The sequence below is a fragment of the Actinomycetospora aurantiaca genome (genome assembly GCF_037401875.1).
Taxonomy (GTDB): Bacteria; Actinomycetota; Actinomycetes; order Mycobacteriales; family Pseudonocardiaceae; genus Actinomycetospora; species Actinomycetospora aurantiaca.
Window position 1 is genome coordinate 106,744 of sequence record NZ_JBBEGN010000017.1, and the last position, 12,294, is coordinate 119,037.

Annotated in this window: 11 protein-coding genes; 9 read left to right on the top strand and 2 right to left on the bottom strand. The window is 75.1% G+C overall.

Annotated features, from left to right (window positions below; translation table 11 throughout):
- Positions 1-15: 15 nt before the first annotated feature.
- On the bottom strand, positions 16-735 hold the full coding sequence (locus tag WCD74_RS24705) for a DUF1990 family protein (RefSeq protein ID WP_337697559.1): 720 nt from the start codon (positions 733-735) through the stop codon (positions 16-18).
- Between the two features lie 214 nt (positions 736-949).
- Between WCD74_RS24705 and WCD74_RS24710 the strand changes: the two genes are divergently transcribed.
- The 8 genes from WCD74_RS24710 to WCD74_RS24745 all read left to right on the top strand — a co-directional run bounded on the left by WCD74_RS24710 (position 950) and on the right by WCD74_RS24745 (position 10,835).
- Positions 950-2,239: an ammonium transporter gene (locus WCD74_RS24710; RefSeq protein WP_337697560.1), complete on the top strand. Its 1,290-nt coding sequence runs from the start codon at positions 950-952 to the stop codon at positions 2,237-2,239.
- Between the two features lie 86 nt (positions 2,240-2,325).
- Complete coding sequence (locus WCD74_RS24715) at positions 2,326-4,053, top strand: HD domain-containing protein (protein ID WP_337697561.1); 1,728 nt, start codon at positions 2,326-2,328, stop codon at positions 4,051-4,053.
- Positions 4,054-4,187: 134 nt separating this feature from the next.
- Positions 4,188-5,156 (top strand): ferritin-like domain-containing protein, encoded by a 969-nt coding sequence (locus tag WCD74_RS24720; protein WP_337697562.1) that lies wholly within the window; start codon positions 4,188-4,190, stop codon positions 5,154-5,156.
- A gap of 54 nt (positions 5,157-5,210) precedes the next feature.
- Positions 5,211-6,098: a 3-keto-5-aminohexanoate cleavage protein gene (locus tag WCD74_RS24725; RefSeq protein WP_337697563.1), complete on the top strand. Its 888-nt coding sequence runs from the start codon at positions 5,211-5,213 to the stop codon at positions 6,096-6,098.
- Between the two features lie 39 nt (positions 6,099-6,137).
- On the top strand, positions 6,138-6,455 hold the full coding sequence (locus tag WCD74_RS24730) for a YrhK family protein (RefSeq protein WP_337697564.1): 318 nt from the start codon (positions 6,138-6,140) through the stop codon (positions 6,453-6,455).
- Positions 6,456-6,599: 144 nt separating this feature from the next.
- On the top strand, positions 6,600-7,601 hold the full coding sequence (locus tag WCD74_RS24735) for a chemotaxis protein CheB (protein WP_337697565.1): 1,002 nt from the start codon (positions 6,600-6,602) through the stop codon (positions 7,599-7,601).
- A complete protein-coding gene (locus tag WCD74_RS24740; RefSeq protein ID WP_337697566.1) occupies positions 7,598-9,565 on the top strand; it encodes a CheR family methyltransferase in 1,968 nt (655 codons plus the stop codon). Before WCD74_RS24735 ends, WCD74_RS24740 begins: the two co-directional genes overlap by 4 nt.
- A 40-nt stretch (positions 9,566-9,605) precedes the next feature.
- Entirely contained in the window at positions 9,606-10,835 is a 1,230-nt protein-coding gene (locus tag WCD74_RS24745; protein ID WP_337697567.1) for a helix-turn-helix transcriptional regulator, read from the top strand.
- A 5-nt stretch (positions 10,836-10,840) separates the two neighbouring features.
- On the opposite strand, the gene WCD74_RS24750 is transcribed toward WCD74_RS24745, so the two are convergent.
- Positions 10,841-11,872, bottom strand: coding sequence for an ANTAR domain-containing protein (locus tag WCD74_RS24750; RefSeq protein ID WP_337697568.1), 1,032 nt, complete (start codon positions 11,870-11,872; stop codon positions 10,841-10,843).
- Between the two features lie 210 nt (positions 11,873-12,082).
- Between WCD74_RS24750 and WCD74_RS24755 the strand changes: the two genes are divergently transcribed.
- On the top strand, positions 12,083-12,238 hold the full coding sequence (locus WCD74_RS24755) for a hypothetical protein (protein ID WP_337697569.1): 156 nt from the start codon (positions 12,083-12,085) through the stop codon (positions 12,236-12,238).
- The last annotated feature ends 56 nt before the right edge of the window (positions 12,239-12,294 follow it).

A 12,294-nucleotide genomic window follows, 5' to 3' on the forward strand; every position in this document is an offset into this window, starting at 1 on the left:
CGGCGACGGTAGTCCTCAGGCGCGCTCGCGACCCTCCGAGGCCCGCACCCGTCGGGTGTGTGCGTAGACGTGCCCGTGGGGTCGGCCGCCGGCGAGCTTCGCCGCCGCGAGGCACGCGCGGACCCACATGAACAGCTGCATCTCCTTCGCGACCCGCAGGTGGGTGAAGAGCAGGTCGAGCATCGGCGACGCGGGCCGGGCCCAGGTCTCGATGGTGAACCGCAGCCCCTCGGCCTCGTCGTCCGCCCGGAACTCGATCTGCCCGGCCTCGAGGTGCCCGTCGAGGGTGGTGAGCCGCAGGTGGGTGTCGTCGCTGGAGATCACGCGCACCGGCCCGTCCCACGGCCCCGGCATCCGGACGACGAACTCGTCCCCGGGCTTCGGCGGCGTGCCGTCGCCGTGCGGCGTCACCGCCGCGACCTCCTTCGGCAGCAGCTTCTCCAGATCGCCCCGGACCAGCGTCATCAACCCGGTCGCGTCGGTCGTCGCCCCGTCGACGAGCACTGTGAAGCGGCGGTGGAACAGCGGGCCGCGACCGTGCTCCTGGTGCTGCACGCGGTCGTCGGAGAGGTCCGCGGGCACGGTGGCGGGCAGGTCCGCGTCGTCGCCGGGCTCCTCGGACCGCACGATGAGGTGGCGGTCCCGCAGGTAGCTGACGGTCATCAGGCCCATGCCGGCCATCCAGCGCAGGACACGGCTCGGGCCGCCGAGGCTGTCGGGATGGATCGGAGGCACGACCTCCCCTTTCCCGACGACGGGGCGGGTCGACACCTCGACCCGGTCACCCGGCCGTGTCACGAGGACGTCATCCGACCGGGCCGGACGTAACACCCCCGACCCACGCGGGGTGATTGCCTGCAACGTCCCGCCGCGATGGTTCCGGCCGAATTGTCCGGTGAAGGAAGGGAATCGGCCGGTCGTGGAACTCGATAGCGGAACGATCGCCTGGATGTTGACCAGCGCCGCGCTGGTCCTGCTCATGGTGCCGGGCCTGGCCCTGTTCTACGGCGGGCAGGCGCACTCCAAGAGCGTGCTCAACATGATGATGATGGTCTTCTCCACGTTCGCCACGGTCGGCGTCCTCTGGGTGATCGTCGGCTACTCGGTCGCCTTCGGCGACAACACCCTCGGCGGGTGGTTCGGCAACCCCGCCCAGTACTTCATGCTCTCGAGCCTGCTCTCCGAGTCGGTGCAGACCGACGGCCTGCCCGACGTCGCGTTCGCGGCCTTCCAGGCCATGTTCGCGATCCTCACCGTGGGCCTGATCGCCGGCGCCGTGGCCAACCGGATGAAGTTCAACTCCTGGATGGTCTTCTCGCTGCTCTGGGCGCTGCTGGTCTACTTCCCGATCGCGCACTGGGTCTTCGACCTCGACGCCGGGTGGATCGCCAGCGGGCTCGGCGCCGTCGACTTCGCGGGCGGCACCGCCGTGCACATCAACGCGGGCACGGCCGCCCTCGTCCTCGCGCTCATTCTGGGCAAGCGCAAGGGCTGGCCGAACGACTCGCCCCGCCCGCACAACCTGACGCTGGTGATGCTCGGCGCGGGCATGCTGTGGTTCGGCTGGTTCGGCTTCAACGCCGGCTCCGCCGCGGTCGCGGGCTACGCCGCCTCGTACGCGTTCCTCAACACCGTGGTCGCCACCTGCACCGCGATCTGCGGCTGGCTGATCATCGAGCAGGTCAGGGACGGCAAGCCCACCTCGCTCGGGGCGGCCTCCGGCATCGTCGCGGGCCTGGTCGCGATCACCCCGGCCTGCGCCGCGGTCACCCCGCTCGGCGCGATGGCGATCGGCTTCATCGCCGGGCTCGCGTGCGCGTTCGGCGTCGGGCTGAAGTACCGCTTCGGGTTCGACGACGCGTTCGACGTCGTCGGCGTCCACCTGATCGGCGGGCTCGTCGGCACGCTGCTGATCGGCTTCTTCGCCTGGGACGGCTCCCCGGCAGGCGCCGGTGGCGTCTTCTACGGCGGCGGCTGGGGCCAGCTCGGCATCCAGGCCGTCGCGGCGCTCGCGGTCATCGTCTACAGCGGGATCCTGACGGCGGTCATCGCGCTGCTCGTCAAGGCCACGATGGGCCTGCGCATCGAGAGCGAGGCCGAGTCGGTCGGCATCGACGAGTCGGAGCACGCCGAGGTGGGCTACGACTACTCCGGCATGACCAGCGGCCGGACCGTGTCGGGCAACGGTGCGGGCACCACGGCGACCGCCACCCCGCTCGCCACGAAGACGGAGGCCTGACCCGCCGTCCTCACCGGGTCGGATCCGCCCCACCGCGGGCGGGTCCGACCCGTACGTCTTTCCCGACCTCCCGACGAGAGGACCGGATGGTCGGAGCCTGGTCCCACCCCACCACGCCGCCGCGGACCGGCGACCCCGCGTCGGACCTGCTCCGGGCGCGCGCCGCCCTGCTCGCGCCCCCGCCGGGCGCCCGTCGTCTCGGGCCGGCGGCGCTGCGGGCCGCCCTGGTCGACCTGCACGACCTCTGGCTCGCCACGCGCAGCGCGTCGCTCGGGCTCGGGCCGGGCACCGCGCTCGTCGCGATCGGTTCCCTCGGGCGCCGGGACCTCGCGCCCTGGTCCGGCCTGGACCTGCTGCTCGTGCACGACGGCGCCGGCCCCGCCGCGGACCGGATCGCGGACGCGCTCGCCGCGCACCTCGCGGAGGCCGACCTGGGCCCGGGACCGGCCGTGCGCACCGTCGGGGAGGCCGTGGAGGCCTCGCTCGCCGACCTCCGGGTCGCCCTCGGCCTGCTCGAGGTCCGGCTGGTCGCCGGGGACCCCGAGCCGGCCGGACGGCTCGCGGCCGCGGCACGCCGGGCCTGGCGGGCCGGCGCGGCGGATCGGGCCGCCGACCTGGTCGACCTGACCCGGACGCGCTGGGACCGCGCCGGGGACGTGGCGCACCGCCTCGAACCGGACCTGCGGGACGGCCGCGGCGGCCTGCGCGACGTCGCCCTGCTGGACGCGCTGGCCGTCGCGGGGACGCCCACGCCCGCGCCCGGGGTCCGCGCGGCCCGGAGCACCCTGCTCGACCTGCGCACCGACCTGCACCGCCGCGCCGGCCGCGCGCGCGACGTCCTGCGCGTCGACGACGCCCGCGAGCTCGCGACCGGCGACGCCCCGTTCGCCGGCCGGCACGACGTCGTCCGCGCGTACTCCGGGGCGGCCCGGACGGTGGTGCACGCGGTGGAGACGGCGCTCCGGGTCCTGCGCCCGGCCCGGCGCGGCGCGGCGCCGGCCCGCCGCGTGCCGGCCGACGGCGTCGTCGAGCGCGCGGGGGAGGTCACGCTGGCCCTCCGGGCACGGGTCGCGCGCGACCCGGTGCTCGTCCTGCGGCTGGCGGCCGCCGCCGCCCGCACGGGGCTCCCGATGGCACCAGCCGCCCTGCGCCGCCTGGCCGACGCCGCGCCCGAGCTGCGCGAGCCGTGGCCGGAGGAGGCCCGCCGCGAGCTGCTGACCCTGCTCGGGGCCCGGGACTCGCTGGTCGACGTGGTGGAGGCGCTGGACCGTGCCGGCCTGTGGGGCCGGCTGCTGCCGGAGTGGGGCGCGGTGCGCGACCTGCCGCCGGCCGACCGGCGACACGTGTGGACCGTCGGTCGCCACCTGCTCGAGGTGACGCGGGGAGCATCGGGCGCCGCGGCGCGCGTCCCCCGCCCCGACCTGCTCCTGCTCGGAGCGCTCGTCCACGGCCTCGGCGAGGGACGGGGCGACGATCCCGGGGCCGTCGGCGCGACCCTCGCCGGACACGTCGGTCGGCGCCTCGGCCTGCCCGCGCCCGACGTCGCGACCCTCGCGGCGGTGGTCCGCCACCAGCGGCTGCTGCCGCGCACGGCGCGCCGGGACGACCCCGAGGACCCCGCGACGGTGCGGCGGGTCCTCGACGCGCTCGACGACGACCCGGTGCTGCTCGAGATCCTCGCCGTGCTCGCCGAGGTGGACGCGGTCGGCACCGGCCCGGGGGTGTGGACGCCCTGGCTGTCGGGCCTCGTGGGCGACCTGGTCGCCCGGTGCCGGGCGGCGCTGGGCGCATCGACGACGGTCAGCGGTCCGTGACCCCGGCTGGTGAGTGAGACGGCTCACCGCCGCCCCATCGAGGGACGGGCGCGCGGGCATCCCAAGGGTGCCGTCGGAGAGTGGAGTCGACGCACCGGCGGCCCGTTCGCACCTCCGACGATCGAAGGAGATCGATGACTTCGAACGCCGCCATGATCGGTCAGCTCCGGTCCCTGCTGCAGCTCACGCAGACCGAGGCCCAGGTCGCCCGCATCCGGGTCGCCCAGGCCCGCACGGACGCCGTCCGCCGTGAGCTCTCCGAGAACGCCGACAACGCCGAGGGGCGGACCGCGGAGATCACCCGCGAGCTGCAGCGCCTCGGTGGGTTCGCCGATGTCGTCTCGCCGCTGGTCGGCCGCGTGGGTGCCTTCGTCAAGGGCACCTTCGAGCAGGCCGAGCCCGTCGAGGAGGCCCTGCTCGGCGACCTGATGCTCGAGCACCAGCTGCACGACCGCGCCACGTACCTGCGCGCCCTCGCCGAGGCCGCGCACGACAACGGCGTGCGTGCGCTCGCCGACCGCCTCATCGAGGCGCACGACGCCACGGTCGCCTGGCTGACCACGGTGCTCGCCGAGCACGCGCTGGGCGGTCCGACGGCCCTGCGCCCGACGCCGGTCCAGGCCGTCGCGGGGGGCGTCACCCGGGCCGTGAACTACCCGGTGCGGTTCGCCCGGGAGCAGGTCAACCGTGCCTTCGGCCGCGTGCAGCGCACCGGCGAGGAGGTCCGCGCGGGCGTGTCCGAGGTGGCCGGCAAGGCCGCGCAGTTCAGCGAGAATGCCCGGGACGTGCTCGTCACCGGTCGTGACGCCTCGCTGCAGCGCGCCGAGCAGGTCGCCCGGGCGCAGGGGGACGCCGAGGCGGCCCGCTCCGTGCACGACGCGCGCGCCCGGCTCGGCAGCCTGGAGTCCTCCGAGCTGCCGATCGCGGACTACGACTCCCTGAGCGCCTCGGCGGCTGCGAACGCGGCCAAGGAGCTGCGCTCGGTGGACGACCTCAACAAGGTCATCCACTACGAGGAGGCCCACAAGAACCGCAGCAGCGTGGTGTCGGCGGCCCAGACCCGTCACGCCGCCCTCGCCCAGGAGGTCGCGGGCCTGCGCTGAGCGGCCAGGTCGTGCGGAACGCGCGGTGTCCCCGGTCGGGGGCACCGCGCTTTCGTGTCTTCGGACCTGTCGCCCGCCGCACGCGCTCGCGCCCCGGTGCGAGGATGGCTCCGACCCGACGTCACGAAGGGGGGCCGCGCGGTGCTGCAGTGCTGCCCCAACGGGTCGCGCCCCGAGGGCGTGACCCCGGCGCTGCCGAGCACGCCCGCGGCCCTCGCGCGCGACGCGGCCGCCGTCGCCGCGCTCGGCGTGCGCAGCGTCCACGTCCACCCGCGGGACGCCCAGCGACGGGAGAGCCTCGAGCCGCAGGTCGTCGCGGAGACCGTCGGCGCCATCCGCCGGGCCGCGCCGTCGCTGGAGGTCGCCATCCCGCTGGCCCGCTGGGTGGAGCCGAACGCCTTCCGCCGCACGCAGCTGGTGCAGGAGTGGGCGCGCCTGCCCCGTGAGGTCCGGCCCGACGTCGTCGCGGTCAGCGTCCACGAGCAGGGCTGGGAGTCGGTCTGCGAGGCGGTGGCCTCGGTGGGGCTCGGGATCGAGCTGGGGGTGTGGACGACCGTCGACGCGGTCCAGCTGCGCGTGGTCGGGATCCCGGTGAACACGGTGCGGGTGGCGGTCGAGGTGACCGTCACCGACCCGGACAACGCGGTCGTCGAGGCCGTGCGGCTGCTGCGGGAGCTGCGGCCGATGGATGTGCCGGTGCTGCTGCACGGCGAGGAGGACGGTGCCTGGCCGGTGCTGGAGTACGCCCGTCGGCAGGGGTTGGACACCCGCATCGGCTTCGAGGACACGCTCACCGGGCCCGACGGGGTGTGGACGGCGACCGGGAACGAGGAGCTCGTCCGGTTCGCCCTGGGGCAGCCGGTCGCCCCTCGCGTGGCGCCCGGCCGCCGCGCACGCCGGGGCCTGTTCGGCGGTCGGCTGTTCGGCCGCTCACGTACGTGACATCCGTGTGAGGCGGACCCCGGTCGGGTAGCTGCGGCCATGTCGCAGACCCGGACCACCGACGACGATCCCGACGGCAGTGGGGGCAGCGCCATCACGCTGACCCTCGGCGACCAGGAGATCGTGCTCCGGCAGCGCTACGAGCTGCTGAGCATCATCAACGAGATCGGGATCGCCGTCTTCTTCACGGTCGGCAGCGTGGCCTTCTACTGGCACGAACTGTTCAACCTCGGGGTCACGCTGTTCGTGATCGGCAGCGTCCAGCTCGGCATCCGCCCCGCCATCCGGTTGTCGCGGCGGATCCAGTTGCGGCGGGTCACCCGGGGGATGCCGCACGAGATCGCCCGTGACTTCTGAGGGTCGGGTTTCCCCCGCACCGGTCGGGCGTGGTACCACGGCATCCGGGTTGACCCGCTCCAGCCCGGCACGACGCCCGACCGTCGCCGAGCCCGAGGAGTCCCCATGACCACCCCGTCGCACCCGTCCCCGGGACGCTGACGCGTGGCGGAGGCCGAAGCACCCCGGGTCGTGGGCATCGGTGCCTCGGCCGGCGGGATCGAGGCGCTGCGTGTCGTGCTGGCCGGGCTGCCCGCGGACTTCGGGGCGGCCGTCCTCGTCGTGGTCCACCAGTCCGACACCGCTCCCGGCCGGCTCGCCGAGCTGCTCGACCGGCGGTGCCCCCTGCCGGTCGCCCCTGCGCGGGACGGCGAGCCCGTCGAACCCGGGCGGGTCCACGTCGCCGTCCCCGGGCACCACCTGCTGATCGAGAAGGGCACGCTCCGGGTGCCGCGCGGCCCCCGGGAGAACGGGCACCGGCCCGCCGTCGACCCGCTCTTCCGCTCCCTGGCGCTGCACGCGGGCACCGACGCCGTCGGCGTCGTGCTCTCCGGCATGCTCGACGACGGGGCGGCGGGGCTGCTCGACGTCGTCCGGCACGGTGGGACGGCGGTCGTGCAGGACCCCGACGACGCCGCCGCGCCGGCGATGCCCTCCGCGGCCCTCGTGCAGGTGCCGGGAGCGCTGGTGCGGGCCGCCGCCGGCCTGGCCGACCTGCTGACGGCGTTGGTGGCCCGCCCGTCGCTGCAGACCCGACGGGTGGCAGGCCCCCGCCTGGAGTTCGAGGTGGACGTGGCCCGTGGTGAGCGCGCCCTGGAGTCCGAACCCTTCGGGCAGGCCGCGGGACTGTCCTGCCCGGACTGCCAGGGGCCGCTCTACGCGATGGGCGACGAGCACCTCCTGCGGTACCGCTGCCGCATCGGGCACGCCTGGTCCCAGGAGAGCCTGCGCGCCGGGCAGGACGGCCAGATCGAGCGGGCGCTGGACATCGCCCTGCGCGCCCTGGAGGAGAAGGCCGCCCTGCACCACCGGATCGCCGGCCGGGCCGACGGGCAGGGGGCCTCGCACACCGCCCGCCGCGCGCGCGAGACTGCCCAGGACGCACTCACCTCGGCGGCCGTCGTGCGTGACCTGATCGCGTCGCAGGAGGACGGAGGCACGGAGTGACCGGCGACGACCCCGAGGACCACGGGGACCACGGGGACCACGGGGACCACGGGGACCACGGGGACCACCTGGACCCCGGGGACCACCTGGACGGAGCGGCATCGGCGGCCCTGCTCGACCCGGCGCAGGGGGCGGAGTTCGAGGCGGTCCTGACGTTCCTCAAGGAGAGCCGGGGCTTCGACTTCACCGGCTACAAGCGGTCGAGCGTCCAGCGCCGGGTCGTCCGCCGCATGCAGCAGGTCGGGGTGTCCACGTTCGCGGAGTACCTCGACGTGCTGCAGGTGGACACCGAGGAGTTCACCCAGCTCTTCAACACCGTGCTCATCAACGTCACCGGTTTCCTGCGGGACCCGGAGGCCTGGCGGGAGCTCGCCGAGCAGGTCGTGCCCGGGATCCTGGCGCCCAAGTCACGCGGGGACTCGGTGCGGGTGTGGTCGGCCGGGTGCGCGAGCGGCGAGGAGGCCTACGGCCTGGCGATGGTGTTCGCCGAGGCGCTCGGCATCGAGGAGTTCCGCGCCCGGGTGAAGGTGTACGCCACCGACGTCGACGAGGACGCCCTGGCGACCGCGCGGCAGGCGACCTACACTGACAAGGAACTGCAGACCCTGCCGTCGGGCTGGCGGGAGCGGTACTTCGAGCGGGCGGGGTCCCGCTGGACCTTCCGCAGCGACCTGCGTCGCTCGGTGATCTTCGGGCGCAACGACCTCGTCCAGGACGCTCCCATCGGCCGCCTCGACCTGCTCGTCTGCCGCAACACGCTGATGTACCTGAACGCCGAGACCCAGGCGCGGGTGCTGCGGCGGTTCCACTTCGCGCTCAACACCGCCGGGGTGCTGTTCCTCGGCAAGGCCGAGATGCTGCTCAGCCACGGCCGGCTGTTCCTCCCGGTCGACCTCAAGCGGCGGTTCTTCCGCAAGGCGGAGCAGGTGGATCCCTCGGGCCGGGCGATGAGCACCCTCACGCGGTCGCCGGCGGCGGAACCCCGGGTCGAGGGCTGGCTCGAGGACGAGGCCCTCCTGCACAGCCCGCTCGCGACGCTCGTCATCACGCCGGAGGAGATCGTCTCGAAGGCGAACCGGCGGGCGGAGGCGCAGCTCGGGATCACGACCCGCGAGATCGGCCGCCGCTTCACCGAGCTCGAGCTGTGCCACCGCATCGCGGGCCTGCGCTCCTCCTACGAGGACGTCCGCCGCAACCGGACCTCGCTGTGGCAGCACGAGGCGGAGTTCTCGCGGTCGTCGTCGGAGACGCTGTACTTCGACATCCAGATCGTCCCGCTGCAGGGGCAGGCGGACGACGGGGTCGCGGTCGCGCTCTTCTTCACCGACGTCACGCGCTACCGGCGGATGACCGGTGAGCTGCAGGCAGCGCACCGTCAGGTCGAGACGGCCTACGAGGAGCTGCAGTCCACCGTCGAGGAGCTGGAGACGACGAACGAGGAACTGCAGTCGACCGTCGAGGAGTTGGAGACGACGAACGAGGAGCTCCAGTCGACGGTCGAGGAGCTGGAGACGACGAACGAGGAACTGCAGTCCACCAACGACGAACTGCAGTCGATGAACGACGAGCTGCGGGAGCGCACCGCCCAGCTCGACCACGCCAACGACTTCCTGGGCGCGGTGCTCGGGAGCCTGCGCACGGCCGTCGTCGTGGTGGACGGCGAGCTCGTGGTGCAGGCCTGGAACGGGCAGGCCGAGGATCTCTGGGGGCTCCGCCCGGACGAGGCCGTCGGCCGGCACCTGCTCAACCTCGACATCGGCCTGGCCACCGACCGGGTCCGCCCGCTGGTCCGCGACGTCCTGCACGAGGAGCCGCCGCGGGAGGACCCGCTCCGGGTGGAGGCGATCAACCGCCGCGGGCGCACGGTCCGGCTCGCGATCGGTGTCTCGCCGCTGCTCGGCCGGGAGGGCCGGCCCGACGGCGCGATCATCCTGATGGACCAGACCGACACCGCCCCGGCCTGAGAGGCCGCCGACCGCACGCACCCGGGAAGGACGATGCGCCGTGAGTCACGGGATCGACGAGGAGCTGGCCCGTCTCCTGGAGCTGCTCGAGACGGTGTCGGGGCGCCTCGAGGCCTTCGACCAGCTCGCCGGCGAGGACGCGTCGGCCCAGGAGAACCGCGCGATCCGGCAGGGCCGCGCGCATCTCGCGCGCGGGGAGGCCCAGCGGGTCCGCCAGGAGCTCGCGGAGGTGCGACGGCGGGCGCGCGACATGGCGGTCCAGTCGAGGCTGGCGATCCGCACCGCGCACGGACTGGCCGGGTGGGCGCCGACGCCCGGCGAGAACGCGGAGCTCGCCGCCGTGCACACGGTGTCGGAGACCCTGCGGAGCGCACCCGCCGAGGACCGGCCGGCCCGGGTGGTCGAGCTCGCGCGCCGTGTCCTCCCGGGGGCGACGTGGGTGCGGCTGCTCCTCGGGGCGGCCGGTGGCCCGAGCGCCGGTGCGCTCCCGCCCGGGAGCCTCGCCGCCCTCGACGAGCAGTGCCGACGGGCCGTGGCGGCGGGGGCGGCCGCGGTCGAGCTCCCCGGTGACGCCGACGACCTGCCCGGCCTGGCCGCGACCGTGCGGGCGGCCGGTCTGCACGCGTTCCGCGCGGTGGACGTCTGCGGTGCCGTGCTCATGGTCGGCTGGCGGGAGCCGCGGGTCCTCGACCCGGCCACCCGTGCCGTCGTCGACCGGATCGCCACCCACCTCGAGCGGGTGCTGGGCGACGGCGACCCCGATCCCGTGCCCGACGTCGCCGGGGTCCGGTCCGTGCTCGCCCGCCACCTCGGCGTGGGCCCGGACGAGGCGTTCGAGGTGCTCCTCGAGGCGGCGGCCGCGCTCGACGAGCCGGTGCCCGCCACGGCGAGGCACCTGGTGGCCGCGCTCGTCCCGCCGCACCCCGGCGCCCGGACCGCCGCCGAGCCCGCGGCGCTGCGGCGGGCGGTGGACTACATCGAGTCGCACGCCGGTGACGAGGTCACCCTCGACGAGATCGCCGGCGCTGCCAGGGTCGGGCCGCGCGCGCTGCAGCTGGCCTTCAACCGGTACCGGGGCGGGTCCCCGATGGGGTACCTGCGTCAGGTGCGCCTGACCCGCGCCCACCACGACCTGCAGGCCGCGGACCCGACCCGCGGCGACACCGTCGCCGGGATCGCCTCGCGGTGGGGCTTCGCCAACCCGGGCCGGTTCGCGACGATGTACCGCGAGACCTTCGGGGTCTCACCGAGCCGCACCCTGCGCGCCTGAGCCCCTCAGCGTCCCGGACCGTCGGCTCCGTCGGCCCGGACCGCCGGGTGTTCGGCGCGCGACTGCTCGACCAACCAGACCGCGACGTCGCGGAGCTTCAGGTTCGACGACTGCGAGGCCTCCGTCAGGCGCGTGAACGCCTCCTCGGGGGTGATCCCGTCCCGCGCGACCAGGATGCCCTTGGCCTGCCCGATGACGTCCCGGCTCTCGAGCGCCCTGGTGATGCTCGCCGCCCGCCGCGCCCCGGCGAACAGGATGGCCGCCTGCCGGGCGAACAGGCCCGCGGCGGCACGGGCCGTCAGCCCGAAGGCGTGGGGGCGTGGCGCGTGGAGGACGAGGGCCACGTGCGACGCGCCGTGGCGGCCGCGGTCCTGCCCCTCGAGGGTCAGCCGGACGGCCAGCACGCTGGCGACCCCGACCGTGCCCGCCGTCTGCGCGAGGTCCGGCCACCGCGTCTCGCGGTGCAGGTCCGGGACGTGCACCTCGGCTCGCTCCAGTGCCTCGGGACCCGGTCCGGACGCCGAGGCGCGGGCATGCGCCGCGAGGGCGTCGAGGACGGCGTCGTCCCGGTGCACGCTCACGAGGCCGCCGTGCTCGTCGCACCGCACGAGCCCGGCTCCGGCCGCCGTCGGGACCGCCGTGCGGGCGGCGAGGAGCAGGGACTCGTCGACGTCGTCCGGGTCGTCGAGGCGGGCCTGGGCCAGGTGCGCGCCCGCCGCCTCCACCGGCTCCCACCAGGCCGCCGGGGTCACCGGGGTCACCGCCTCGCCGCGGCGTTCCGCGCGCGCACGGCGCAGCTCCTCGGCGACGTCGACGGCGCGGCGACGCACCCCCTCGAGGCCGTCGCGCATCCCTTGGGCGCGGTCCTGGGCGAGGCTCGCCCGGGCCCGGTGCATGGCGCCGGTCTCGGCGACCACCGAGCGCTCGCGGGCGATCCCGGCGTCGTCCCCGACGCCGTCCAGCGCGTCGAGCTGGGTGCCGACCTGCTCGAGCAGGTCGATCACCTCGGTCAGCATGGCCCCGGACTCGTCGGACATCGGCTCACTCCATGCGGCAGGGCGCGAAGGTGCTGGGAGGTGCTCGGACGGTCGGTGCGCGGGTCCGCCGCCCGGGGTGGAGCGGGCCCGCGATCGATGCGTCAGTACACCGCGTCGGGCGGAATCACAGCAAGTGACGACGCTGCTCCCGGCGGTTGCCGGACCACGTCCGGCGGTCATCCCTCGTCACACCCACCGTGAGGAGGCGCCATGACCACCCCGTCCGACGACCCCCGGCCCGGCGACCGGCCGCCCGACGACCAACCGCCCGAGGGCGCCGACCGGCCGCTCGACACGGTCCCGGCCGATCAGGACCCGGAGGACGACCGCGCCGCGGCCGACCCCACGCCGACCGACGACCGCTGAGCCGAGGGGGAGCAACCGGGCGTTTGCCCGGTCCCCCCGGACGTCCACCCGCGCGG

What these genes read in the sequence shown, in the direction of transcription:
- WCD74_RS24755 (WP_337697569.1), top strand. Translation starts at nt 12,083, where the DNA reads ATGACCACCCCGTCCGACGACCCCCGGCCCGGCGACCGGCCGCCCGAC.
- WCD74_RS24730 (WP_337697564.1), top strand. Translation starts at nt 6,138, where the DNA reads ATGTCGCAGACCCGGACCACCGACGACGATCCCGACGGCAGTGGGGGC.
- WCD74_RS24750 (WP_337697568.1), bottom strand. Translation starts at nt 11,872, where the DNA reads ATGTCCGACGAGTCCGGGGCCATGCTGACCGAGGTGATCGACCTGCTC.
- WCD74_RS24710 (WP_337697560.1), top strand. Translation starts at nt 950, where the DNA reads ATGTTGACCAGCGCCGCGCTGGTCCTGCTCATGGTGCCGGGCCTGGCC.
- WCD74_RS24715 (WP_337697561.1), top strand. Translation starts at nt 2,326, where the DNA reads ATGGTCGGAGCCTGGTCCCACCCCACCACGCCGCCGCGGACCGGCGAC.
- WCD74_RS24720 (WP_337697562.1), top strand. Translation starts at nt 4,188, where the DNA reads ATGACTTCGAACGCCGCCATGATCGGTCAGCTCCGGTCCCTGCTGCAG.